Source organism: Franconibacter pulveris, from assembly GCF_056780215.1.
In genome coordinates, this window is the sequence record NZ_CM165555.1 from 4,504,396 (window position 1) to 4,529,796 (window position 25,401).

Sequence of the window (25,401 nt, forward strand, 5' to 3'; positions counted from 1 at the left end):
CGATGCGATTAAAACAGCCCCAGCGGCTTATCGGAGTAGCTCACCAGCAGGCATTTGGTTTGCTGGTAGTGCTCCAGCATCATTTTGTGGGTTTCACGCCCAATGCCGGACTGCTTGTAGCCGCCAAAAGCGGCATGCGCGGGATAGGCATGATAGCAGTTAGTCCAGACGCGGCCCGCCTGGATGCCGCGGCCCATCTTATAGGCAAGGTTGCCGTTGCGGCTCCAGACGCCTGCGCCCAGGCCGTACTGGGTATCGTTGGCGATTTCCAGCGCCTCGTCCATGGTTTTGAAAGTGGTTACCGCCAGCACCGGCCCGAAAATTTCCTCCTGGAAAACGCGCATGCTGTTCTGGCCGAACAATATGGTGGGCTCAAGGTAATATCCCTCTTTTAGCTCGCCTTCCAGCGCCTTGCGTCGCCCGCCGGTCAGCACATCCGCCCCCTCTTTTTTACCGATATCGATATAGTTAAGAATGGTGTCGAGCTGGCCTTTGGAAACCTGCGCGCCCATCTGCGTCAGGGTGTCGAGCGGGTTGCCGCTGCGTATGGCTTCCACGCGGCGAATGGCGCGCTCCATAAAGCGCTCGTAGATGGATTCCTGCACCAGCGCACGGCTCGGACAGGTGCAGACCTCCCCCTGGTTAAAGGCGAAAAGCGCGAAGCCTTCCAGCGCTTTTTCGAAAAAAGCATCCTCTTCGTCCATCACATCTGCAAAGAAGATGTTGGGAGATTTCCCGCCCAGCTCCAGCGTGACCGGAATGATGTTCTGGGTCGCGTACTGCATGATCTGCTGGCCTACTTCGGTCGAGCCGGTAAACGCCACTTTCGCGATGCGTTTTGAGGTCGCCAGATATTCGCCAATCTCGCCGCCTGCGCCATTGACCACGTTAACCACGCCGGGCGGCAGCAGATCGCCGACAATTTCCATCAGCAGCAGAACCGAAAGCGGGGTCAGGCGAGCAGGCTTGAGCACAATACAGTTGCCTGCCGCCAGCGCCGGGGCCATTTTCCAGCTCGCCATCAGCAGCGGGAAGTTCCACGGAATAATTTGTCCGACAACGCCGAGCGGCTCGTGGAAATGGTACGCCACGGTTTCGTTATCCACCTCGCTGATGCCCCCTTCCTGCGCGCGAATGCAGGAGGCGAAATAGCGGAAATGGTCAATCGCCAGCGGCACGTCGGCGGCGCTGGTTTCACGGATAGGCTTGCCGTTGTCCCAGGTTTCCGCCGTCGCCAGCCGTTCCAGGTTTTGCTCCATCCGGTCGGCGATTTTCAGCAGGATAGATGCCCTCTCCTGCACCGAGGTTTTCCCCCACTGCTCTTTCACCGCGTGGGCGGCATCTAACGCCAGGTCGATATCTTTTTTGCCGGAGCTTGCCACTTCGCACAGCAGCTGGCCGGTCACCGGCGTCAGGTTCTGGTAATAGTCGCCTTCCACGGGCGCCACCCATTCGCCGCCGATAAAGTTGTCATAGCGGGCTTTCAGGTTCAGGGGGTAGCCATATTCGGCGGGGTTAATGCGGGTGTTCGGAGGATTATTAGTCATGGTTTTCTCCTGGTCGGGGTACCCTTCAAGCGTAGACGGCGACCGCTCATTTTATGTTCGCCTTCTGCCTGCTTTACGACACGCCTCACGGATTACGTTCTTTTACGTTTCGCCCGTTGTTTTCAGCCATACTCAAGAGTAGAGACGGGTCAGATAAGGAAAGATGATGCGACATTTCATTGGCTTTGACGTGGGCGGCTCACATATTAAGCACGGCCTGATTACCGAAGAGGGCGAGGAACTCAGCAGCGACGAATTTGATACGTCCTACGACAAAGAGGCGTTTAAAAGCGCCTGGAAACAGGTGGTGGAAACGTATAAGAAAGAGCAGGAGATAGCGGGCATCGGCATCAGCTTTCCCGGTTATATCAATCCTTATACCGGCGATGTGCCTAAAGCGGGCGCGCTCGATTTTCTCGACGGCGTCAACTTGCTGGAGATGTTTGGCGAGCTGACCGACCTGCCCATTACTATTGAAAACGACGCCAACTGCGCGGCGCTGGGCGAAATGTGGCGCGGAGCGGGCAAGCAGTACGAATCGCTTATCTGCATGACTATTGGCACCGGCATCGGCGGCGGCATTATCCTGGAGCGCCAGCTGCTGCGCGGTTCGCACTTTCGCGCCGGGGAATTCGGCGTTATGCCGGTAGGGGATAACGGCGAGAATATGCATGAGATTGCCTCGGCGCGCGGGCTGATTGAAGCGAGCCGTCAGGCGCTGTCGCTCCCGGCCGACGCGCCGCTGCACGGTAAGGAGATCTTTGAGCGCATGGAGAACGATGTGCACCTGCGCGAAGTGGTGGATAAATGGGTGAGCTATTTATCGCGCGGTATTTACAGCGTGGTTTCGATGTTCGATCCGCAAGTGGTGCTGATTGGCGGCGGCGTCTGTCACCAGCAGAAGCTTTATCCCATGCTTGAGCGCGCGCTGGAAAAATACACCTTCTGGGATGCGCTGCGCGTACCAATTCAACCGTGTGAACTGGGCAACCAGGCCGGGCGTCTTGGCGCGGTGTGGCAGGCCGTACGCAAACAGTAGCCCCGCCCGAACGGCGGGGCCAGGAACTTACATAGCGGCATGGAAAATCGCCATAATCTCCTCATGCGTGGCCTGAATCGGGTTGGTCAGGCCGCAGGCGTCTTTCAACGCGTTAGCCGCCAGCACCGGAATATCCTCTTCCTTCACGTTCAGATCACGCAGGCCAGCCGGAATGTGAACCTGTCGCGCCAGCGCCTGGATGGTCTCAATGCAAAGCGCGGCGCCCTCTTTATCTGAAAGCCCGGTCACGTTGCATCCCAACGCCTGCGCGCACTCCCGCAAGCGCCCGGCCGCCAGCGCGCTGTTAAAGCGCTGCACATGCGGCAGCAGAATCGCATTGCATACCCCGTGCGGCAGATCGTAAAAACCACCCAGCTGATGCGCCATGGCATGAACATAGCCCAATGACGCGTTGTTAAAAGCCATGCCGGCAAGGAACTGCGCATACGCCATGGCTTCGCGCGCCTGCATGTTGTTGCCCTGCGCTACCGCTTGCGTTAGGTTCTGGCTAATCATGGCGATGGCTTTCAGCGCGCAGGCGTCGGTTATGGGCGTGGCGGCGGTGGAAACATACGCTTCAATGGCGTGCGTAAGCGCGTCCATGCCGGTCGCCGCCGTCAGCGAGGCGGGCATGCCGACCATAAGCGCCGGGTCGTTTACCGAAAGCACCGGTGTAACGTGTTTATCGACAATCGCCATTTTTACATGGCGGCTCTCGTCGGTGATGATGCAGAAACGGGTCATCTCCGAAGCGGTGCCTGCGGTGGTGTTGATGGCTATCATCGGCAGTTGCGGCTTCGTGGAACGGTCCACGCCTTCATAATCACAAATATGGCCGCCGTTGGTGGCGACCAGCGCTATCCCTTTCGCGCAGTCGTGCGGCGAGCCGCCGCCCAGCGAAACCACGCAGTCGCAGCGATACTGATTCAATAAATCCAGCCCCGCTTTTACGTTCGCGGTGGTGGGGTTAGGGTGCGTGCCGTCAAAAATAACGCTTTTGATATCGCGGACCGCCAGCAGGCGCTGCACGTTATCCGCCATGCCGAGCTTGCTGAGCATAATATCGGTTACGATCAGCGCGCTGCGATAGCCGTAACCATGCATCGCGTCCAGCGCTTCCTCTAATGCATTCGTACCAATGATATTGACGGAGGGGATATAAAAAGTCGCAGTAGTCATCATCTTTTCCCTGGTAGTGAAGTAAGCACCGCCGAAAATAGCCCTGTTATCAGCAGGGAAAAAGAAAAGAAGAGACTTTTAGGAAAAAGGAATAGAAAAACGGTATGCCTTCAAATAAAAACGATAAAAATCAATAGCATTTCCAGTAATAACAGCAAAAAAGTGTGAAAATAAACAAGCCGTTATTTCCACACTTTCAGGTTTATTCCGCGAGGCGGAAAAGCGCGCTGTCGCGTAACAGATGTTCATTGCCACGACGACGGGTAAAGCCGATACGGTCAAAATATTCGAGGATTTGAATCGCCAGTTTGCGGCCAACATTAAGGCGATCGCGAAAATCAGCGGCAACCGTCGTCCCTTTCTCCCGATCCAGATCGCGGATCATGTCGGCGAAGGCCACAATGCGATCGTGGCGATAGTAGCGATCTTTAACGATCGCGGTGATAAACCCTTGCTGGGCCGCCAGCCGCAACAGCTGACGCATCGCCTGCTCTTCTTCTCCCGCCTCGCGCGCCAGGTCGCGCACCCACCAGGGTTCGTCGCCAAACAGCGGCGCGATTTTCTCCCAGACGGCCTGCTGAGCGGCGTTAAAGCCAGCTTCATGGCCCGGCAGGTGCAGCCACCCTTCGCGGCTGGCCAGCGCGCCATCGCGGCGCATCTGTTCAATGAGCGCGAGCACCAGCGGCTCCGCTTCAGAGGGCAGCGCCATGCGGCGCAGCCGCTCGCGTCCCGGCCCTGGCTCTTCGCGGTGGCTTTCATGATAGCGGGCAAGGGTGGCGAGCAATTTTTCCCGCCAGCGTTGCGCCGCCGCTTCGCTCAACGCGTAGTCACCCGCCTGGAGCACGCTTTGCGTGGAAATAAGGTCCCGCAGCCCCGCCTGCGTGAGCTGACGCGCCCAGCCAAAGGCGGAAAGCGAAACGGCGCCGCGCTCAAGATGGCGCGCCAGCGCCTCCGCATCGCTTTGCGTCCGGGCAAGCTTTGCCAGCCAGCCTAAAAATTCAGGCTGGCGTTTGCCGCGCTTTGGCGCCTCCAGCAGCACGACTTTCGCGCCCGCCAGCGTCACGCGAGCGCTGATATCGCGCAGCACCAGCCTGTCGTTGTCGGCAAGCCACAGCGGGGAATCCAGCACCAGCTCCGCCAGATCGTTTTCCAGCAGCGATACGCGCCCGGTGATATGGCTCGCGGCGTGATGAATATGCACCGGCTGCCACTGCTGCAACGGGGCGTGGCGCTGTAGCTCAACAATGACCCGTTCGACCGCCGCCAGCGGCTTTTGCGAAAGCAGCCAGTCGCCGCGCGTAATATCCGCCTTTTCCGCCTCGCCGCTGATATTCAGGGCGATACGTTGCCCCGCATGCGCCTGTTCAACGGGCTGATTCTGCGCATGCATTCCGCGCACGCGCATCGGTTTTTCCGCGCCGGTAAGCCACAGGGTATCGCCCACGTTAACCTCGCCGGAAAGCGCAGTGCCGGTGACCACAAGCCCCGCGCCTTTAACGCTGAAAGCGCGGTCTATCGCCAACCGGAATCGGTGCGCGGTCAGGCGCTCCCGCTCCGGCAGTTGGCTCAGGTGCGCGCGCAGCGCGTCGATGCCGCTCCCCTGCGTGGCGGCGGTGACAAACACGTTCGCCTCCCGCCAGCCGAACGCCCGCAACGTAGCGAGCGCTTCTTCACGTACCGCTTCCACTCTCGCCTTATCCACCCGGTCCGCTTTAGTGAGCGCCACGGTCAGCGCCGGTTGCCCGGTGAGTTGCAAAATCGCGAGATGCTCGCGGGTTTGCGCCATCACGCCGTCGTCGCACGCCACGACCAGCAGCGCGTGATCGATGCCGCCCACGCCTGCCAGCATATTGGCGAGAAACTTCTCATGCCCCGGCACGTCGATAAAGCCGATAACGCGGCCATCCGGCTGCGCCCAGTAGGCGTAGCCGAGATCGATGGTCATCCCGCGCTTTTTCTCTTCCGGCAGACGGTCGGCGTTAACCCCGGTGAGCCGTTCAAGCAGCGTGGTTTTGCCGTGGTCCACATGCCCGGCGGTGGCGATAATCATTGCAACAACATCTCCATCAGTCCCGCCTCATCTTCAAGGCAGCGTAAATCAAGCCATAAGCGGCCGTCATAAATGCGGCCGATTACCGGTTTTGGCAGCGCGCGCCAGCGCTCGGCCAGCGCGTTCAGACGACTGCCGCGCCCATCGCGCGGCGTAAAAGCCAGCGCCGCGCCCGGCAGCCGGTCAACCGGCAGCGAACCGCTGCCAATCTGCGACAGACAAGGCACCGCCTGGACGGTGAACTCCGCCTCATACCGCGCCTGCAAAGCTGGCAACAGCCGCCGCGCCTGCTCATTGATTGCGTCGGCGCTGCGGGTTAACAGGCGCAGCGTAGGCAGCGTTTCCGTCAGCGTTTCAGGGTGCAGATAAAGACGAAGCGTCGCCTCCAGCGCCGCCAGCGTCATCTTGTCGGCGCGCAGCGCGCGCTTGAGCGGGTGCGCCTGCAGACGTTCGATAAGTGCCCTTTTGCCGACGATGATTCCCGCCTGCGGGCCGCCGAGCAGCTTGTCGCCGGAAAAACTCACCAGGCTTACCCCCGCCGCGATAAGCGCCTGCGGCATCGGCTCTTTCGGCAGGCCGTACTCGCTTAAATCGATAAGTGAGCCGCTGCCGAGATCGGCAATCACCGGCACCCCAAGCTCTTCGCCGAGCGCCGCCAGTTCGGTCTCCTCCACCGCTTTGGTGAAGCCTTCAATAACGTAATTGCTGGTATGCACCTTCATCAGCAGCGCGGTATTTTCTCCCACCGCCTGGCGATAATCTTTCAGGTGCGTGCGGTTAGTGGCGCCCACTTCCACGAGCCTGCACCCCGCCTGGCGCATGACATCCGGAATACGGAACGCGCCGCCAATTTCCACCAGCTCGCCGCGGGAAACCACCACCTCCTGGCCTGCCGCCGTGGCGGCCAACATCAGCAGCACCGCCGCCGCGTTGTTATTGACGATACAGGCGTCTTCCGCGCCGGTGAGTTGACAAAGCAGGTCGGCCAGCGCCCGGTCGCGGTGGCCGCGTCCGGCGCCGTCGAGATCGTATTCCAGCGTAACGGGGGACTGCATCGCCTGCATAACGGCGTCTACCGCCGTCTGCGCCTGCAAAGCGCGGCCAAGATTGGTATGCAGCACCGTGCCTGAGAGGTTGTAAACCGGGCGTAGCGCGCTTTGCGTGCGGCTCTGGAGGCGAGCAACCGTCTCTTTCGCCCAGTCGGCGCACCAGTCGGGCAGCGTCTGGCTTTCGCGAATGGTCTGCCGCGCTTCATCCTGCAATGTGCGCAGGATACCCACGACCTGGCTGTGTCCGTAGCTGTCGAGCACGGGTTGAAACGCCGCAGCGCGCAGCAGCCGGTCCGTGGCGGGCAGCTGGCTGTAAAGTGAAGAAGTCTGGCTTGTCATGAAAAATGTAGGTTGGCTGAATTTAGCGCTAATCTACCACCAAATAACGGGAGATTCAGTTGCCGTAGCGCTTTACGCGAAGCCCGGCGCGTTTACGCCGGGAGGTAAGGGAAAGGAGAGCTTCAGGTTTTCGGCGGCTCGGTACGGGCGAAGCTTTCGCGCTGGAATAAGGTTTCCACCAGCTTTACCAGATGAGGTCGATTAACGCACCAGCCCGGCGAAACGCGGCGGAAGTTAAGATAGCCGATGGCGCAGCCTGCCGCGATGGTCGCGACAGAAAGGTTATCCGCGCTCAGCGTGCCGTTGGCGGCATGCTGCTCCAGCGCATCAAGCGCACGGCTGATTTTCTCCCGCTGGCGCAGCAGCTCCGTTTCCGACTGTTGCGCTGCCGGGCGCTGCAGTTCACGTACATGGACCAGCCCGGCGTCCATCACGCCATCGGCCAGCGCTTCCAGTTGACGCACTTTCAACGCCTCATGCGGGTCGCGCGGCAGCAGGGCTGGCTCAGCCTCGAGCAGTTCCAGGTATTCGGCGATAATCGACGAATCGAACCACTGCTCGCCGCTGTCGGTCACCAGCGCAGGCACCTTGCCTAACGGGTTGTATTGCGCCACTCCGCTTTGCTCCGCGTAAGGCGATTCATTAACAAACTCGAAGGTAATGCCTTTCTCCAGCAGAATGACCGAGATTTTCCGGACAAACGGGCTGGTGTAACTACCGATAAGCTTCATGGCCTGCTCCTTTATGCGTCAACGCCGACAGTGGCTAAGTATGGCTCAGGTTACGTTAAAAGCAGGCGGGCGGGAACGCGCTATACGGAGGCCGGGTACATGCGTAATAAAATTACAGCGCGGCAATGCGCCGCCAGGCAGTTTGCGGTCGATCACAGAGCATAAAAAGAAGGAAAAATCGCATGTGATTCAGATCACAAAATAAAAACAAAAACGCCACATAAAAATGTGACTATATTCACGTTTTCATCGTTTTTACGTTCATAAATTCGCCATCGTTCTTTTTTTACACGAATGTTTTGTGATGGACATCACTAAATAAGCCCCTGATACCCCTCGCTTCATGTGATATGGATCACACTTAAACCCACCATCTGGACAGTTGCCTTATTCGGTGCCAGATTCGCGTCATCCAGAGCATTCGGCCGGCTACCTCTGCCGCCACGTTAACAATAAACCTCGGGCTGCTGGCCTGCGCGTAACCATAAGAAGGGGTGTTTTATGTCATCCGATATCAAGATCAAAGTGCAAAGCTTTGGTCGTTTTCTCAGCAATATGGTAATGCCCAATATCGGCGCGTTTATCGCGTGGGGTATTATCACCGCATTATTTATTCCGACTGGGTGGCTGCCGAACGAGACGCTGGCGAAGCTCGTGGGTCCGATGATCACCTATCTGCTGCCCCTGCTTATCGGTTATACCGGCGGCCGTCTGGTTGGCGGCGACCGCGGCGGCGTAGTAGGCGCTATCACCACCATGGGCGTTATCGTTGGCGCCGACATGCCGATGTTCCTCGGCGCGATGATCGCCGGCCCGCTGGGCGGCTGGGCGATTAAACATTTCGACAGCTGGGTTGACGGCAAAATCAAATCCGGTTTCGAAATGCTGGTGAACAACTTCTCCGCTGGCATCATCGGCATGATCCTGGCGATTCTGGCGTTCCTTGGCATCGGTCCGGCTGTTGAAGTTCTCTCCAAAGCGCTGGCTGCGGGCGTAAACTTCATGGTGGTTCACGACATGCTGCCGCTGGCGTCCATCTTTGTTGAGCCGGCGAAAATCCTGTTCCTTAACAACGCCATCAACCACGGCATCTTCTCGCCGCTGGGCATTCAGCAGTCTCACGAACTTGGCAAGTCTATCTTCTTCCTGATTGAAGCTAACCCGGGTCCGGGGATGGGCGTGCTGCTGGCTTACATTTTCTTCGGTCGCGGCAGCGCTAAACAGTCTGCTGGCGGCGCGGCTATCATCCACTTCCTGGGCGGTATCCACGAAATTTACTTCCCGTACGTGTTGATGAACCCGCGTCTGCTGATCGCCGTTATTCTCGGCGGTATGACTGGCGTGTTCACCCTGAGCGTGCTGAACGGCGGCCTGGTTTCTCCGGCTTCTCCGGGTTCTATCCTGGCGGTGCTGGCGATGACCCCGAAAGGCGCTTACTTCGCGAACCTCGCGGCTATCTTTGCGGCCATGGCGGTTTCCTTCGTTATCTCCGCTATCCTGCTGAAAACCAGCAAGGTGAAAGAAGAAGACGATCTGGAAGCGGCGACCCGTCGCATGCACGATATGAAAGCGCAGTCCAAAGGCGCGACGGCAGCCACCCCGCTGGCGGCTGGCGACGTGAGTAACGACCTGAGCCACGTGCGTAAAATCATCGTCGCCTGCGACGCCGGTATGGGCTCCAGCGCCATGGGCGCGGGCGTGCTGCGTAAGAAAGTGCAGGATGCTGGCCTGAGCAATATCTCTGTCACCAACAGCGCGATTAACAGCCTGCCGTCGGACGTGGACGTGGTCATTACCCACCGCGACTTGACCGAGCGCGCTATGCGCCAGGCGCCGCAGGCGCAACACATTTCGCTGACCAACTTCCTCGACAGCGGCCTGTACACCAACCTGACCGAACGTCTGGTTGCCGCGCAGCGCCATACTGACAACGAAGCGAAAGTGCGCACCAGTCTGCAGGACAGCTTTGACGACAGCAGCAGCAACCTCTTCAGGCTGGGCGCGGAAAACATCTTCCTCGGCCGTACCGCGGCGACCAAAGAAGAAGCCATCCGTTTCGCAGGCGAGCAGTTGGTGAAAGGCGGTTATGTGCAGCCGGAATATGTTGAGGCGATGCTGGAGCGTGAAAAGCTGACCCCGACTTACCTTGGCGAGTCTATCGCCGTTCCGCACGGCACCGTTGAAGCGAAAGATCGCGTACTGAAAACCGGCGTCGTCTTCTGCCAGTATCCGCAGGGTGTACGCTTCGGCGAAGAAGAAGACGATATCGCCCGTCTGGTGATCGGCATCGCGGCGCGTAACAATGAACATATCCAGGTTATCACCAGCCTGACTAACGCGCTGGATGACGAGAGCGTAATTGAGCGTCTGGCGCACACCACCAACGTTCAGGAAGTGCTTGATCTGCTGGCCGGTAAAAAAGCGGCCTGATGTATCAGGGAGAGGGCGACGGCCCCTCTCCCTTTTAGCGTTGAAGGTTTTGCCTGCACCAGGGCAACCCTTCCCTCTCCCCCTCGGGAGAGGGCAAGGGAAAGGGAGTTTCTGCAACACCTCTTTCCCCAGCCCTCTCGGGCGAACGACTCAAGTTTAAGAAGGGTTCAGACAATGAAAGCATTACATTTCGGCGCAGGTAATATTGGACGTGGCTTTATCGGCAAACTGTTAGCGGACGCGGGCATTGAACTGACTTTCGCTGACGTAAACCAGGCGGTGCTGGACGCGTTGAACGCACGGCGCAGCTATCAGGTTCACGTGGTCGGCGAACAGGAGCAGGTCGAGACCGTATCGGGCGTAAGCGCAGTCAGCAGCGCGGGCGAAGAAGTGGTCGAGCTTATCGCGCAGGTTGACCTGGTGACGACCGCCGTCGGCCCGGTAATCCTGGAGCGTATCGCGCCGACGATTGCCAAAGGCCTGACGAAGCGCAAAGCGCAGGGCAACAACCAGCCGCTCAATATCATCGCGTGTGAAAACATGGTGCGCGGCACTTCGCAGTTAAAAGATCATGTGCTGAAAGCGCTGTCGCAGGAAGATATCGCCTGGATGGAAGAGCACGTAGGCTTTGTCGACTCCGCCGTGGACCGCATCGTGCCGCCAGCCGCGTCCGCCAGCAACGACCCGCTGGAAGTGACCGTAGAAACTTTTAGCGAGTGGATTGTCGATAAAACGCAATTCAAAGGCCAACTGCCGGCCATTGCGGGTATGGAGCCCACCGAGAACCTGATGGCTTTTGTCGAGCGTAAGCTCTTCACGCTAAACACCGGACATGCTATAACCGCGTACCTCGGAAAACTGACCGGTCATCAGACCATTCGCGACGCCATCCTGGACGAGAAAATTCGCCTTGTGGTCAGAGGCGCGATGGAAGAGAGCGGCGCGGTGCTGATCGCGCGCTACGGTTTTGACGACGCGAAGCACGCGGCCTATATCGAAAAAATTCTTGGCCGCTTCGAAAACCCGTATCTGAAAGATGATGTGGAGCGCGTAGGCCGTCAGCCGCTGCGCAAGCTGAACGCCGGGGATCGCTTAATTAAACCGCTGCTCGGCACGCTGGAATACAATCTGCCTCACCATAATCTGGTGAAAGGGATTGCCGCCGCGATGCACTACCGCAGCGAGCAAGATCCGCAAGCGCAAGAGCTGGCTGAGCTTATCGAGAAACAGGGCCCGAAAGAGACGCTGGTGCAGATTTCCGGCCTCGACGCAGGTAGCGACGTGGTCGCTGAAATCATTAAAGAATACAACGCGAAAGCGTAATGAGTACCGGGCGCGGCTGAGTCTGCGCCCGGCGTTTTATTGTCAGATATGCAGGCAAAGATGGAAGAAACACAGGCCTTTGAAAACCGAGTGCTTGAGCGTCTGAATGCTGGCAAAACCGTAAGAAGCCTGTTGATTGCCGCCGTGGAGCTTTTGACCGAGGCGGTAAATATCCTGGTGCTTCAGGTGTTCCGCAAAGATGACTACGCGGTGAAATATGCCGTCGAACCGCTGCTTGATGGCGATGGCCCGCTGGGCGATCTCTCCGTTCGCCTTAAGCTCATCTATGGTCTTGGCGTGATTAGCCGCGCGGAATATGAAGATTGCGAGCTGCTGATGGCGCTGCGCGAAGAGCTGAATCATGACGGTAATGAATATCTCTTTACCGATGACGAGATCCTCGGCCCTTTTGGCGAGCTGCACTGCGTAGCCGCGCTGCCGCCAGCGCCGACCCTGATTGAAGGCGGCGACACGGAATTGCTGGCGATGCAAAAGCAGCGTTATCAGCAGATCCTGCGCTCCACCATGGTGCTCTCCCTGACTGAGCTGATTTCTAAAATCAGCTTAAAAAAAGCATTTCAAAAAAAGTGACTCCGGCGGTGGCGTAACCTCGTCACCCAGCGCTTGTCCTGCCCAATGACAGGCCTTTCCCACGCTGTGCTACACTCCGTCGCAATTTACTTTGTGAGAATGAGTTATGAGACGAGAGCTTGCTATCGAATTTTCCCGCGTTACGGAAGCCGCCGCGCTGGCGGGCTATAAATGGCTTGGCCGCGGCGATAAAAACGCCGCTGACGGCGCCGCCGTGCACGCCATGCGCATTATGCTCAACCAGGTCAACATCGACGGGCGGATCGTGATTGGCGAAGGAGAGATAGACGAAGCGCCAATGCTCTACATTGGCGAGCAGGTGGGCACCGGCAAAGGCGACGCGGTGGATATCGCCGTCGACCCTATCGAGGGCACCCGCATGACGGCGATGGGCCAGTCTAACGCACTGGCGGTGCTGGCGGTGGGCGATAAAGGCAGCTTCCTGAACGCGCCGGATATGTATATGGAAAAGCTGGTTGTCGGCCCCGGCGCGAAAGGCGCTATCGACCTTAACCTGCCGCTTGCGCAAAATCTCTATAACGTCGCCAGCGCGCTGCATAAGCCGCTGTGCGAACTGACCGTCACCCTGCTTGCGAAACCGCGTCATGATGCGGTTATCGCTGAGCTACAGCAGCTGGGCGTGCGCGTTTTCGCGATTCCCGATGGCGATGTGGCGGCCTCTATCCTCACCTGTATGCCGGACAGCGAAGTGGATGTGCTTTACGGCATCGGCGGCGCGCCCGAAGGGGTGGTTTCCGCCGCCGTTATCCGCGCGCTGGATGGCGATATGCAGGGCCGCCTGCTGGCGCGTCATCAGGTAAAAGGCGATACGCCGGAAAACCGCGCCATTGGCGAGCAGGAGCTGGAGCGTTGCCGACAGATGGGCATCGAAGCGGATAAGGTACTGCGGCTTGATGAGATGGCGCGCAGCGACAACGTGATTTTTTCCGCCACCGGCATCACTAAAGGCGATCTTCTTGACGGCATCAGCCGCAAGGGCAATATCGCTACCACCGAAACGCTGCTGATCCGGGGCAAATCCCGCACCATTCGCCGCATAAAATCAATCCATTACCTGGATCGCAAAGACCCGAACGTACAAGCGCATATACTTTAAGACATTTGTCTGAATGAGCTTTCCGGCCCCGGCGGGCTGGAAATCTCCGCCCCCCCTGGCGAAGATAAAGCAAAAGTAATGACAGGAGTGCAAGATGGCGGATTGGGTCACCGGTAAAGTTGTACGGGTTGAGCACTGGACCGATGCTCTTTTTTCTCTCATTGTTCATGCGCCTGTGGCGCCGTTTACTGCTGGCCAATTTACCAAACTGGCGCTGGAGATTGACGGCGAACGCGTGCAGCGCGCCTATTCCTACGTCAACGCGCCGGGCAACCCGGACCTTGAGTTTTATCTGGTCACCGTGCCGGAGGGCAAGCTCAGTCCGCGCCTGCACGCCATGAAGCCTGGCGATGAAGTGATGCTGGTCAGCGACGCGGCGGGCTTTTTCGTACTGGAAGAGGTGCCGCAATGCGAAACGCTGTGGATGTTGGCCACGGGGACGGCCATCGGCCCCTATCTTTCTATTTTGCAGGAAGGCAAGGATCTAGACCGCTTTAACAATATCGTGCTGGTGCATGCGGTGCGCTATGCGCAAGATTTAAGCTATTTGCCGCTGATGCTGGCGCTACAGCAGCGCTATGAAGGCAAGCTGCGCATTCAGACCGTGGTGAGCCGCGAAGAGGTCGCCGGGTCGCTTACAGGGCGCGTGCCTGCGCTGATAAGCAGCGGCGCGCTGGAAGACGCGGTCGGGCTGCCGATGGATACGCAAACCAGCCATGTGATGCTCTGCGGCAATCCGCAAATGGTGCGCGATACCCAACAGCTGTTAAAAGATACCCGGCAGATGACCAAACATTTGCGTCGTCGTCCGGGCCACATGACGGCCGAGCATTACTGGTAATCTCAGCGGTATTTCACGTCCAGCGTCTCTTTACCGTACTTGTTTTCGCCCTGGGTGCCGATAAAGGCGCCCAGTTCGATAACCAGCATCACAATAATCAGCGTGGGGATAAAGCGCCCCACGGCCCACTGCCAGACGCCGGCCAGTATGGCCCAGTTGCCTGCCAGCAGCATCCACGCAAGGATGAATAAAAACGCCCACGCGCCCGATTTCCCGCGATCGTGCAGACGTTTTACCATCACCGCCGCGGTTGGCCACAGCAGGCAAACCAGCATAAACGCCGCCGTTTGCGAATTCAGCATATCGTTGCCTGCCAGCATAAACAGCACCGTCATGGCGACCAGCCATAAAACGACCCATACCCAAAAATCACGGCGGCCAATACGGCCCTTAAACGAAAATAACCATTGCTGTAAGGTCATGCCATCTTCCTTTTATCGTAATGCCGCGTAGTTTACCCTGGCGCGACGCCTTTTTGACAAGGCCGCCGCTTCTCGTTTTAATCGCTGTGACAAGCAACCGGGAGTGGGTGTCATGAAGTTTTTGCCTTATGCCTTATTGTTGGTGCTGCCGCTGGCGGCAGGCCATGCCGATCCGCTAACGCCGGAAGAAAGCGAGACGCCCGCCGCGCCCTATCTGCTGCCAGGCGCGCCCGTGTTTGATATCACCATCTCCCGCTTCCGGGAAAGTTTCAATACTACCAACCCTGGTTTACCGCTGAATGAATTTCGCGCCATTGAAACCAGCCGCGACAAAGCGAACCTCACCCGGGCGGCGACCAAAATCAATGAAAACCTGTATGCCTCAACGGCGCTTGAGCGCGGCACGTTAAAAATTAAAAGCATGCAGATAACCTGGCTGCCGATTCAGGGGCCGGAACAGAAAGCCGCCAGGGCGAAAGCGTTGCAGTATATGGCGGCGGTGTTAAGAAGCTTTACGCCGGGGCTATCGGCTGCGCAAAGTCAGGCGCGGCTGACGCGTTTGCTGAGCGCCGGAAAAAACCAGCGCTACTTTAGCCAGACGGAAGGGGCGATTCGCTATGTGGTTTCAGATAGCGGCGAAAAGGGGCTAACTTTCGCTGTTGAACCGATTAAGCTTGCGCTTACGGATGCTCTCGAAGGGAACAATAAATGACAAAAAGCAAAGCCTTTCCGTACGCGAATCTCTATACTGTTTCACAGACCGCGCTGCCCTGAAGGGCAGCAATATTCCTTAATTCGCCTAGCGCGTGGAGAATAAAAATGCGACATCCTTTAGTGATGGGTAACTGGAAACTCAACGGCAACCGCCACATGGTTAACGAGCTTATCGGCAACCTGCGTAAAGAACTGGCGGGCGTAACCGGCTGCGACGTGGCAATCGCCCCGCCAGCGATGTACCTGGATCTGGCTAAGCAGGCCGCTGCAGGCAGCCATATCATCCTTGGCGCGCAGAACGTTGACGTAAACCTGTCCGGCGCTTTCACCGGCGAAACTTCCGCTGAAATGCTGAAAGATATCGGCGCGAAGTACATCATTATCGGCCACTCCGAGCGTCGCACCTACCACGCGGAGTCTGACGAATTCATCGCCAAAAAATTCGCCGTGCTGAAAGAGCAGGGTCTGGTGCCGGTGCTGTGCATCGGTGAAACCGAAGCGGAAAACGAAGCGGGTAAAACCGAAGAAGTTTGCGCTCGCCAGATCGACGCCGTGCTGAAAACGCAGGGCGCAGCCGCTTTCGAAGGCGTAGTGATTGCTTACGAACCGGTATGGGCTATCGGTACCGGCAAATCCGCTACTCCAGCGCAGGCGCAGGCGGTACACAAGTTCATCCGCGACCATATCGCTAAAGCCGACGCTAAAATCGCTGAACAGGTCATCATTCAGTACGGCGGTTCCGTAAACGCCGCTAACGCCGCAGAGCTGTTCACGCAGCCGGATATCGACGGCGCGCTGGTAGGCGGCGCGTCGCTGAAAGCGGATGCATTCGCCGTCATCGTGAAAGCCGCGGCGGAAGCTAAGCAAGCGTAAGCGCGTCGCTTATCCGCCCCACGGCTTAAAGCCCGGCAAGCGCATCGCTGCCGGGCTTTTTATTTCAGAGCTTGCCAAGCAGTTGAAACCAGCCGTAATCCAGCGGCAGCAGAATCAGAAAGGTCGCGACCGCCAGCCACAGACAGAGCTTCATGCCCGCCCGGGCCGGCACTTTGCCTAGCGCCATCGCCACCACTATTGGCGAAGCCTGATAAGGCAGCAGCGGCGTTGAATAGCCCAACACCTGAATCATAATCACTGACAGCAGCGGAAAACCTGTCGCCTGCGAAAAGCTTTGCGCGAGCGTGGTATAAAGCGCCGGTACGCCATTCGCAGTCATAATGAAGTTCAGCGCCGTGGTAATGCCCGTCAGCGCCGCAAAGCTGGTGAAAGGTTTGTCGGGATCAAGCGGCATCACATGCAGCAGCGCTTCGCCCACCGCGCGGCCAAGCCCGGTTTGCGTTACCGTGGTAGCAAGCCCGAGAATGCCCGCAACGTAAATGCAGGTGCGCATATTCACGCCGCTGGAAAACTCTTCGCCTGAAATAAAACCCACGCGCGGCAGCAGCGTAACAACCGCTGCGGCAAGGCCCGTCCAGGCAGGGCCGATGCCGTGCCAGCTTTCGGTCACCCACAGCGCTAATACCACCAGCAGCAGCCAGGCGAGCCGCTTTTCCGCGCCGCTCATGGGCTGCGTGGGCGGCAAGCGCTGCGGAGGCTGCGCTTTCCCTGGAAACAGCCAGCAGATAAGCGCAACCAATATCATTCCCTTGAGAAGACCGAGCACCGGCGTATGCAGCAGCAGGTAGGGGAGATAATTAAGGTGCAGGCCGTAAGAGCCTTCCGCCGCGCCGCTCATCACCAGGTTCGGCACGTTGGCGGGCAGAATGGTGGCGGAGAGCTGGAAAGTGCCGAACCCCACCGCCAGCGCCAGCCCGTACCAGCCGCGCGTACCCTCTTCCACGCCGGCGCGCTTCGCCATCGCCGCCACAATCGGCATGAGCAGCGCGATGCGCCCCATGTTTGAAGGCATCACAAACGCCAGCGCGTAGCTCAGCAACACAACGCTGCCGACCATCTGCCACCATTCGCCGGTAAGCCGCGCCGACAACGCCCTCGCGGCCCGGTCAGCCAGACCGGTTTTACGGATAGCCACGCCGAGCACGAAGCCGCTGAACACCAGCCAGAAAGCGGAGGAGGCAAAACCGCTGAAGATGGTCTCCGGCGGGGCGATTTTTAACATCATCGCTACCGTGAAAAACAGCAGCGCGGTAATAAACTCCGCCAGCAGCGAGGTCGCCCACAGGATAATAGTGATAAAAATAACCAGCGTGGGCAGGAACAGAGGGTGAGAAAACCAGTGCGACATACCTGTCTCCTGTTGAAAATTCAGGCAAGTTTACACTGCCGCACTGCTAAGTAAATGCAGCTTTACCCCTGAGAATTAAGGATGGCGCAGTCGTGATCCTGAATTTCTTCCGCCGAAGCCAGGTTGAAGTCGAGCAGGTTACGCGCCGTCGCCAGCAGGATAAACGAGCCATCGTTCTGCTTCGCCACCGCCAGCGCGTAACGCTCCATATGGCCTCGCGCCTGCGGCACCTCTTCTGCCAGCATCATAAACGGGCTGCGCCTTGAGAGTTCAGGCTCCGTCACGCGCCGCGCCAGGTAATCGTGGCCGCGCAGGCCGCCTGGAAAGGGTTGCCACTGGCTGCTTATCTGGTGAAGGTTGTCATTGAGACGCTGGCGAATGTCCGGGCGCAGGCAGGAGATATGAATATGCAGATGGTTTTGCGTGCGCCCCAACCGGGAGTTTATGGTCAGGGATATCGCTTCATCCGGCACTTTCTCGCCGCGTTTTTCACTCATGAAACGTCGCGCCTGCCAGGCTTGCCAGAAAAAATCAGGCGTTTGCGCCTCAAGCAGCAGCGGGCTTTCCACGCCATTAACGCGATATGTCGGCAACAATAAATACTGAAGCGGCCCGTTGCGGTCTTTCAGCACCGCATAGCCATCCGCAAGATTGACCTGCGCGCAGGGAGCCGGATTATTTTCGTGCTGCTGATGGGGCACGCACTGTGCGGTCACAATATGCCGCAGCACATCGGGGTTATCAGGTTTGAAGAAATGCCAGGCCAGCGCACCCCCTGCTGCCAGTAGCGCAAAGAGCACGCCGGCGACGTACAGCGTTCGCTTCATGCGTCGTCCTTTTTCTTTTTAAGAGAAAGAGCGTAGCGCAAAAACGGCGCAGGCATGAGCGAAATAAACGCTTAAGGCGGCAATTGATGGTTTTACAGGGCGCAGGGCAAGAAAAAGCGGGTAGCGCTACGCTTACCCGCCTTGTTTTCTGGATTGCCACTTCCCTGTGGCCCGTGATGCTTAACGTTTACTGATCTGATCGAAGGTGCCGCCGTTAGCGAAGTGCGCTTTCTGCGCTTTTGTCCAGCCGCCGAAGACATCATCAATGGTGAACAGCTTCAGTTTCGGGAATTCATTTTCATACTTCTTCGCCACCGCCGGATCACGCGGACGATAGAAGTTCTTCGCCGCAATCTCCTGGCCTTCCGGCGAGTAGAGGTATTTCAGGTAAGCTTCCGCCACCGCTTTGGTGCCTTTTTTATCGACCACTTTATCCACGACGGAAACGGTCGGTTCAGCAAGGATAGACTCGCTCGGCGTGACGATTTCAAACTTATCTTTACCCAGCTCGTTGGCCGCCAGCAGCGCTTCGTTCTCCCAGGCAATCAGCACGTCGCCAATGCCGCGTTCGACGAAGGTGTTCGTCGAACCACGCGCGCCGGAATCGAGCACTTCAACGTTTTTATAGAGCGCTTTGACGAAATCCTGCGCTTTGGCCTGATCGCCGTTGTTCTGATGCAGGGCATAGCCCCATGCAGCCAGATAGTTCCAGCGAGCGCCGCCGGAGCTTTTCGGGTTCGGCGTAATCACCGAAACGCCCGGCTTAACCAGGTCGTTCCAGTCGTGGATCTGTTTCGGGTTGCCCTTACGCACCAGGAAAACGATGGTAGAGGTATAAGGCGCCGAGTTGTCCGGCAGACGCTGGATCCAGTTTTTATCAATGCGGCCGCGCTCTGCGATGGCGTCTACGTCATAGGCCAGCGCGAGAGTAACCACATCCGCCTCAATACCGTTAATTACCGACGTCGCCTGTTTGCCGGAACCGCCGTGCGACTGTCGAATAGTGACGTTATCGCCGGTTTCTTGCTTCCAGTGCGCGCTGAACGCTTTGTTATAAGCGTCGTACAGTTCACGAGTTGGGTCATAGGAGACGTTTAATAACTGGATATCCTTCGCCAGTACGCTCGTCGACGCCAACAGTAATGTTAACCCTACTCCCCACTTGTTCATCGCACGTTCTCTCAAAAGTTATGTTGTGATGAAAAGAGCGTGCCAGAAAGCGCTGCGTTGATTAAAGAATAAAAACAGATTGGCTATAACTGCGAGGAATATCACAAAGAAAAAGAAAGCCGGGTTCCCCCGGCTTTTCGCTAACTTAGTAGAGCTTCTTGGCGCACTCCAGCCAGTCGCCTTTGAACGGACGCTTCATATTTTCGATAGCGTCGATGATGTCGTGATGCACCATCTTCTCATTCTGAATGCCCACGCAGCGACCACCGTGGCCCTGCAACAGCAGTTCGATAGCGTAAGCGCCCATGCGGGAAGCCAGGATACGGTCGTAAGGCACCGGAGAGCCGCCGCGCTGAATATGGCCCAGCACGGTAGCGCGGGTTTCGCGCTTCGTTTCCGATTCAATATACTTCGCCAGTTCGTCGATATCGCAGATATGCTCGGTGATGGCGACGATAGCGTGTTTTTTGCCTTTCGCGATGCCGGCTTTGATTTCCGCGACCAGATCTTCACGGTTGAACTCCACTTCCGGCAACACGATAAACTCGCAGCCGCCCGCAATGGCTGCCGCCAGCGTCAGGTCGCCGCAGTAACGGCCCATTACTTCCACAATGGAGATACGCTGGTGGGAAGAGGAGGTATCGCGCAGGCGGTCAATCGCTTCCACAACGGTATGCAGCGCGGTGAAGTAGCCGATAGTGTAATCCGTGCCCGCTACGTCGTTATCGATGGTGCCCGGCAGGCCGATGCACGGGAAGCCCATTTCAGTCAGGCGCTTGGCGCCCATGTAGGAACCGTCGCCGCCGATGACCACCAGCGCGTCGATGCCGCGTTTTTTCATGTTTTCGATAGCCACGGCGCGGACGTGCTCTTCACGGAACTCCGGAAAACGCGCAGAGCCCAGGAAGGTGCCGCCGCGGTTGATCATGTCGGAAACGCTGTAGCGGTCGAGCTGAACCATACGGTCTTCATACAGGCCCAGATAGCCATCATAAATGCCGAATACTTCCAGCCCTTCTGTTAAAGCCGCACGGACCACGCCACGAATAGCAGCGTTCATGCCCGGCGCATCACCGCCACTCGTCAACACACCGATTTTCTTAATCATGACTACCTCTGAACGTAGAATACAAAATGAATTCTGTTGCCGAATACCGCCGCGCTCAGGCGAAACGGCCGACCAATGCTGTAAATAGTAACTTAAGCGCTTCCTGCTGAATTGATTCAGGTCAGGCCACTGGATTCTGACTTTTACCAAAAATGGCTGCGCCTGAAGGCGTTAACAGCGGTTTACTTAAGTTCAAACTGGCCCTGCTGCGGCTGGGGTACTACCGAGCAAGGATCCTGGTGAATAATCACATCTGACCCCGGAAAATGCGTCAGAATCGCCTGTTCCACCTGTTCAGCAACCAGATGCGCCTGAACCAGCGGTAAATTATCTTCCATTTCCAGATGAAGTTGAATAAAGCGGGTCGGCCCTGACTGCCGCGTGCGAAGATCGTGAGCTCCTCTGACGCCGGGCCAGGAGGAGACGATATCAATGATTGCCTGACGTTCGTTATCGGGTAAAGCGCGATCCAGCAAAGACTGCACCGCCTCATACCCCATTCGTAAAGCACTATACAAAATATAGATGCCAATACCGAGCGCGAACAACGAATCGGCACGGTGCCAGCCATACCACGACAGCGCCAGCGCAACCAGAATCGCGCCATTCATCATAACATCAGACTGATAGTGAAGCATATCCGCGCGTACCGCCTGGCTGCGGGTTTTACGCACAACCCAGCGCTGGAACGTCACCAGCAACAAGGTGCTAACGAGCGCGATAAGGGTGACGACCATCCCCACGCCCGGTTCGTTCATAGGCTCCGGCTGCGCCAGATGCTGGATGCTGGTTAAAAAGAGGAACAGGGCGGATCCGGAAATAAACATGCTTTGCGCCAGCGCCGCCAGAGACTCCGCTTTCCCGTGGCCGAAGGTATGTTCTTCATCCGCGGGCTGCAGGGAGTAGCGCACCACCAGCAGGTTAGTCAGCGAGGCGGCGATATCCACAAGCGAATCCACCAGCGCCGCCAGAATGCTGACCGATCCGGTATACCACCAGGCGAAAATTTTGATGATCAGCAACAGCGAAGCCATGACCGTGGCGGCGACAGCGGCCCGGTTTACCAGTTGCGCATAATTATGAACCATAACGACTCCAGCACCTTAAGCGGCAAGTATAACGGATAGCCTTGCAAACAAAGGTGAAAAAAAGCGCACTGCAGTACGTCTGTTCTTGCGAAGGAAACATACCCTTCTTGCTGTATTTTTCATCTATGACGCACGGCCGCCGCGATCTTTTATGAACTTAACAGGCTAAGGCCATGCCGGGTGCGGAAAAAAGACAAAAAAAACCCCCTCGTCATGAGGGGGAAGACAGGGATGGTGTCTATGGCAAGGAAAACAGGGTTGTTACTGGTTACTACGGGTACTGCTACTAAAAATGTCAGGCGGCGTATTGGACCTCTGGACCTGCGCCACTTCACGAAGCTGTCGCATACGTTGCTTATGCTTCTCGTTTAAAACCGCTTGCTGCTCGGGCGTTAACAGGCGGAACATCTGGTTTCGCACCTTCGCCATTTCGACCTGGCGGACGACCTGTTCCTGCGCCATCTTTTCTGCCTGAGCGCGTACAGCGTTTTCATCAAAATTTTCTGCGGTCACCAGCCTGTGCATGGTGTCCATTTCACTAACATTAACAGGGGGCTGCTCGTGCCGCGCCTGCTGCATCAGGTCCCGCATTTGCTGACGCTGTTGCTCTGTCAGGTTGATGCCGTCAAACATATGGCTCTGCACACTATTACGTTGTGAAAGCGCTTCAGCCGGATGCCAGTTATCGCCGTTTACGACTTCAGCAGCCTGGCTGGCTAACGCACCTAACGCCAGTGTTGAGGCCATGACGGCAATAGTAACTTTGCGCATCACTGACTCCTGAAAAACGTGTGTGCTGCGATTCCACGAAAATGAGTCTACGATTTGGGCTGCAAACAAGCGTCAGGGGGTGTAAAACAACGTAAAGTCATGGATTAGCGAGCCTTGATGACGTAATTTCTGCCTCGGAGGTACTTAACAATGAATAAAATTTTGTTAGTTGATGATGACCGCGAGCTGACTTCCCTGTTAAAGGAATTGCTCGACATGGAAGGCTTTAACGTACTCGTTGCCCATGACGGGGAGCAGGCGCTCGACCTCCTGGATGACAGCATTGACCTGCTTTTGCTTGACGTAATGATGCCGAAAAAAAACGGTATCGATACGCTTAAAGAACTGCGCCAGACCCACCAGACTCCTGTAATTATGCTCACCGCCCGCGGCAGCGAGCTGGACCGCGTGCTGGGCCTTGAACTCGGCGCCGATGACTATCTGCCTAAACCGTTTAATGACCGTGAACTGGTCGCACGCATCCGCGCTATTTTGCGCCGCTCGCACTGGAGCGAGCAGCAGCAAAACAGCGACAGCGGCTCGCCGACGCTGGAAGTTGACGCGTTAAGCCTCAATCCTGGACGCCAGGAAGCGAGTTTCGACGGCCAGACCCTGGAGCTGACCGGCACCGAATTTACCCTGCTCTACCTGCTGGCTCAGCATTTGGGCCAGGTGGTTTCGCGCGAACATTTAAGCCAGGAAGTGCTTGGCAAGCGCCTGACGCCGTTCGACCGCGCCATTGATATGCATATCTCCAACCTGCGCCGTAAATTGCCGGATCGCAAAGATGGTCATCCCTGGTTTAAAACCCTGCGCGGTCGCGGCTACCTGATGGTGGCGACTTCATGATAGGCAGCCTTACCGCCCGCATCTTCGCCATTTTCTGGTTAACGCTGGCGCTGGTATTGATGCTGGTATTGATGCTGCCAAAGCTGGACACCCGTCAGATGACGGAACTGCTGGAAAGCGAACAGCGTCAGGGCGTAATGATTGAGCAGCATGTTGAAGCCGAGCTGGAAAACGACCCGCCGAACGATCTGATGTGGTGGCGCCGTCTTTTTCGCGCCATCGATAAATGGGCGCCACCGGGGCAGCGTCTGTTGCTGGTGACCAGCGAAGGCCGCGTCATCGGCGCAGAACGCAATGAGATGCAGATAATTCGCAACTTTATTGGTCAGTCGGATAACGCCGATCATCCGCAAAAGAAAAAATATGGCCGCGTTGAGCTGGTTGGGCCGTTTTCGGTGCGCGATGGCGAAGATAACTATCAGCTTTACCTCATTCGCCCGGCAAGCAGTTCGCAATCTGACTTTATTAATTTGCTGTTCGACAGGCCGTTGCTGCTGCTTATTGTGACGATGCTGGTGAGCGCGCCGCTGCTGTTATGGCTCGCCTGGAGCCTGGCGCGTCCGGCTCGCAAGCTCAAAAACGCAGCCGACGAGGTAGCCCGCGGCAACCTGCGCCAGCATCCGGAGCTTGAAGCAGGCCCGCAGGAATTTATCGCTGCCGGGGCCAGCTTTAACCAGATGGTCACGGCGCTGGAGCGCATGATGACGACCCAACAACGCCTGCTTTCCGATATCTCGCACGAACTGCGTACGCCGCTCACGCGACTGCAGCTTGGCACCGCCCTGTTGCGCCGTCGCAGCGGCGAAAGCAAAGAGCTGGAGCGCATAGAGACCGAAGCCCAGCGACTCGACAGCATGATTAACGATCTGCTGGTGATGTCGCGTAATCAGCAGAAGAACGCGCTGGTTAGCGAAACCATGAAGGCGAACCAGCTCTGGAACGAAGTTCTTGATAATGCGGCGTTTGAAGCTGAACAGATGGGTAAAACGTTTGAAGTGACCTACCCGCCGGGCCCCTGGCTGCTTTATGGCAACCCGAACGCGCTGGAAAGCGCGCTGGAAAATATTGTCCGCAATGCGCTGCGCTACTCGCACACCAAGATTGCCGTGGCGTTTTCGGTAGATAAACAGGGCATCACCATTAACGTTGATGACGATGGCCCTGGCGTGAGCCCCGAAGACAGGGAGCAAATCTTCCGGCCGTTCTATCGTACCGATGAGGCACGCGACCGCGAATCGGGCGGTACCGGTCTGGGTCTGGCGATTGTCGAAACGGCGATTCAGCAGCATCGCGGCTGGGTGAAAGCGGACGACAGCCCGCTTGGCGGCTTGCGTCTGACGCTCTGGCTACCGCTCTACCAACGATCCTGAGGCGCAGCTCCCTTTCAAAGCCGGAAGGGAGCCATTAACCTTTGCCTTTGAAGAAAGCGGTCGTTCGCCGTCGCGTGTGTCTCCCACCCGTCAATTCTGTTATTCTGCGCCCCTCGTAAAGGGGAGTTGTATGCTGAATATCGTCTTGTTTGAACCTGAAATCCCGCCTAATACCGGCAACATTATCCGCCTGTGCGCCAATACCGGCTTTCGGTTGCATATTATTGAGCCGATGGGGTTTACCTGGGATGACAAACGCCTGCGCCGCGCCGGACTGGACTATCATGAATTTACCGCCGTCACCCGCCATCACGATTATGCTGCGTTTCTCGACGCGGAAAAGCCGCAGCGCCTGTTTGCCTTAACAACCAAGGGCACCCCTGCGCACAGCGCGGTGAGCTATCAGGCAGGCGATTATCTGCTGTTTGGTCCGGAAACACGCGGGCTCCCCGCAACGATTCTCGACGCGCTGCCGAAAGAGCAAAAAATTCGCATTCCGATGATGCCGGACAGCCGCAGCATGAATCTGTCGAATTCGGTTTCGGTAGTCGTCTATGAAGCGTGGCGCCAGATGGGTTATCCGGGCGCGGTTTTACGCAGCTAG

23 protein-coding genes are annotated in these 25,401 nt (G+C 57.4%); 11 read left to right on the plus strand and 12 right to left on the minus strand.

Translation table 11 applies throughout. The annotated features are described in order from the left end of the window. Positions 1-8: 8 nt before the first annotated feature. On the minus strand, positions 9-1,547 hold the full coding sequence (gene exaC, locus ACU4F7_RS21235) for an acetaldehyde dehydrogenase ExaC (RefSeq protein WP_024560068.1): 1,539 nt from the start codon (positions 1,545-1,547) through the stop codon (positions 9-11). A 166-nt stretch (positions 1,548-1,713) separates the two neighbouring features. On the opposite strand from exaC, the gene ACU4F7_RS21240 reads away from it, so the two are divergent. Further along, the gene (locus ACU4F7_RS21240; RefSeq protein WP_481638760.1) at positions 1,714-2,586 is read left to right on the plus strand and encodes an ROK family protein; all 873 of its coding nucleotides are present in this window, start codon (positions 1,714-1,716) and stop codon (positions 2,584-2,586) included. A gap of 27 nt (positions 2,587-2,613) precedes the next feature. Here ACU4F7_RS21240 and yiaY read toward each other — a convergent pair whose 3' ends face one another. The 4 genes from yiaY to ACU4F7_RS21260 form a co-directional block, all read right to left on the minus strand. Continuing rightward, positions 2,614-3,765, minus strand: coding sequence for an L-threonine dehydrogenase (gene yiaY, locus ACU4F7_RS21245; protein WP_481638761.1), 1,152 nt, complete (start codon positions 3,763-3,765; stop codon positions 2,614-2,616). Positions 3,766-3,967: 202 nt separating this feature from the next. Continuing rightward, positions 3,968-5,815, minus strand: a complete 1,848-nt coding sequence (gene selB / locus ACU4F7_RS21250; RefSeq protein ID WP_029589886.1) for a selenocysteine-specific translation elongation factor — start codon at positions 5,813-5,815, stop codon at positions 3,968-3,970. Further along, on the minus strand, positions 5,812-7,203 hold the full coding sequence (gene selA / locus ACU4F7_RS21255) for an L-seryl-tRNA(Sec) selenium transferase (protein ID WP_029589887.1): 1,392 nt from the start codon (positions 7,201-7,203) through the stop codon (positions 5,812-5,814). Before selA ends, selB begins: the two co-directional genes overlap by 4 nt. Positions 7,204-7,325: 122 nt before the next feature. Next, positions 7,326-7,934, minus strand: a complete 609-nt coding sequence (locus tag ACU4F7_RS21260) for a glutathione S-transferase (RefSeq protein WP_029589888.1) — start codon at positions 7,932-7,934, stop codon at positions 7,326-7,328. 501 nt (positions 7,935-8,435) lie between these two features. On the opposite strand from ACU4F7_RS21260, the gene ACU4F7_RS21265 reads away from it, so the two are divergent. The 5 genes from ACU4F7_RS21265 (at position 8,436) to fpr (ending at position 14,236) form a co-directional block, all read left to right on the plus strand. Continuing rightward, positions 8,436-10,364 carry a PTS mannitol transporter subunit IICBA gene (locus tag ACU4F7_RS21265; protein WP_029589889.1) on the plus strand — a complete coding sequence of 643 codons (1,929 nt, stop codon included), beginning with the start codon at positions 8,436-8,438 and terminating at the stop codon, positions 10,362-10,364. A gap of 174 nt (positions 10,365-10,538) precedes the next feature. Next, entirely contained in the window at positions 10,539-11,687 is a 1,149-nt protein-coding gene (mtlD, locus tag ACU4F7_RS21270) for a mannitol-1-phosphate 5-dehydrogenase (protein ID WP_029589890.1), read from the plus strand. A 48-nt stretch (positions 11,688-11,735) separates the two neighbouring features. Next, a complete protein-coding gene (gene mtlR, locus ACU4F7_RS21275; RefSeq protein WP_029589891.1) occupies positions 11,736-12,278 on the plus strand; it encodes a mannitol operon repressor MtlR in 543 nt (180 codons plus the stop codon). A 106-nt stretch (positions 12,279-12,384) separates the two neighbouring features. Further along, positions 12,385-13,395 (plus strand): class II fructose-bisphosphatase, encoded by a 1,011-nt coding sequence (gene glpX / locus ACU4F7_RS21280; protein WP_029589892.1) that lies wholly within the window; start codon positions 12,385-12,387, stop codon positions 13,393-13,395. A gap of 94 nt (positions 13,396-13,489) precedes the next feature. Further along, the gene (gene fpr, locus ACU4F7_RS21285) at positions 13,490-14,236 is read left to right on the plus strand and encodes a ferredoxin--NADP(+) reductase (RefSeq protein ID WP_029589893.1); all 747 of its coding nucleotides are present in this window, start codon (positions 13,490-13,492) and stop codon (positions 14,234-14,236) included. A gap of 2 nt (positions 14,237-14,238) precedes the next feature. Here the strand turns inward: fpr and ACU4F7_RS21290 are convergent, their stop codons facing one another. After that, complete coding sequence (locus ACU4F7_RS21290; protein ID WP_029589894.1) at positions 14,239-14,658, minus strand: DUF805 domain-containing protein; 420 nt, start codon at positions 14,656-14,658, stop codon at positions 14,239-14,241. Between the two features lie 112 nt (positions 14,659-14,770). On the opposite strand from ACU4F7_RS21290, the gene ACU4F7_RS21295 reads away from it, so the two are divergent. Both ACU4F7_RS21295 and tpiA read left to right on the plus strand, forming a co-directional pair. Beyond that, positions 14,771-15,370 (plus strand): DUF1454 family protein, encoded by a 600-nt coding sequence (locus ACU4F7_RS21295; RefSeq protein ID WP_029589895.1) that lies wholly within the window; start codon positions 14,771-14,773, stop codon positions 15,368-15,370. 107 nt (positions 15,371-15,477) lie between these two features. Continuing rightward, a complete protein-coding gene (gene tpiA, locus ACU4F7_RS21300) occupies positions 15,478-16,245 on the plus strand; it encodes a triose-phosphate isomerase (protein ID WP_024557904.1) in 768 nt (255 codons plus the stop codon). 64 nt (positions 16,246-16,309) lie between these two features. Here the strand turns inward: tpiA and ACU4F7_RS21305 are convergent, their stop codons facing one another. The 6 genes from ACU4F7_RS21305 to cpxP form a co-directional block, all read right to left on the minus strand. Continuing rightward, a complete protein-coding gene (locus ACU4F7_RS21305) occupies positions 16,310-17,614 on the minus strand; it encodes an SLC13 family permease (protein WP_481637719.1) in 1,305 nt (434 codons plus the stop codon). A 62-nt stretch (positions 17,615-17,676) separates the two neighbouring features. Then, complete coding sequence (locus ACU4F7_RS21310; RefSeq protein WP_481637720.1) at positions 17,677-18,441, minus strand: CDP-diacylglycerol diphosphatase; 765 nt, start codon at positions 18,439-18,441, stop codon at positions 17,677-17,679. A gap of 180 nt (positions 18,442-18,621) precedes the next feature. After that, the gene (locus ACU4F7_RS21315) at positions 18,622-19,611 is read right to left on the minus strand and encodes a sulfate ABC transporter substrate-binding protein (protein ID WP_029589898.1); all 990 of its coding nucleotides are present in this window, start codon (positions 19,609-19,611) and stop codon (positions 18,622-18,624) included. A 145-nt stretch (positions 19,612-19,756) separates the two neighbouring features. Beyond that, positions 19,757-20,719, minus strand: coding sequence for a 6-phosphofructokinase (gene pfkA / locus ACU4F7_RS21320; protein ID WP_029589899.1), 963 nt, complete (start codon positions 20,717-20,719; stop codon positions 19,757-19,759). A gap of 182 nt (positions 20,720-20,901) precedes the next feature. Beyond that, a complete protein-coding gene (gene fieF / locus ACU4F7_RS21325) occupies positions 20,902-21,807 on the minus strand; it encodes a CDF family cation-efflux transporter FieF (protein ID WP_024557899.1) in 906 nt (301 codons plus the stop codon). Positions 21,808-22,068: 261 nt separating this feature from the next. Then, complete coding sequence (gene cpxP, locus ACU4F7_RS21330) at positions 22,069-22,578, minus strand: cell-envelope stress modulator CpxP (protein ID WP_029589900.1); 510 nt, start codon at positions 22,576-22,578, stop codon at positions 22,069-22,071. A 150-nt stretch (positions 22,579-22,728) separates the two neighbouring features. Between cpxP and cpxR the strand changes: the two genes are divergently transcribed. The 3 genes from cpxR (at position 22,729) to trmL (ending at position 25,401) form a co-directional block, all read left to right on the plus strand. Next, positions 22,729-23,427, plus strand: a complete 699-nt coding sequence (gene cpxR, locus ACU4F7_RS21335) for an envelope stress response regulator transcription factor CpxR (RefSeq protein ID WP_024557897.1) — start codon at positions 22,729-22,731, stop codon at positions 23,425-23,427. Continuing rightward, on the plus strand, positions 23,424-24,797 hold the full coding sequence (cpxA, locus tag ACU4F7_RS21340) for an envelope stress sensor histidine kinase CpxA (protein ID WP_481637721.1): 1,374 nt from the start codon (positions 23,424-23,426) through the stop codon (positions 24,795-24,797). The genes cpxR and cpxA overlap by 4 nt, the downstream gene beginning before the upstream one ends. Positions 24,798-24,927: 130 nt before the next feature. Continuing rightward, positions 24,928-25,401: a tRNA (uridine(34)/cytosine(34)/5-carboxymethylaminomethyluridine(34)-2'-O)-methyltransferase TrmL gene (trmL, locus tag ACU4F7_RS21345; RefSeq protein WP_029589902.1), complete on the plus strand. Its 474-nt coding sequence runs from the start codon at positions 24,928-24,930 to the stop codon at positions 25,399-25,401.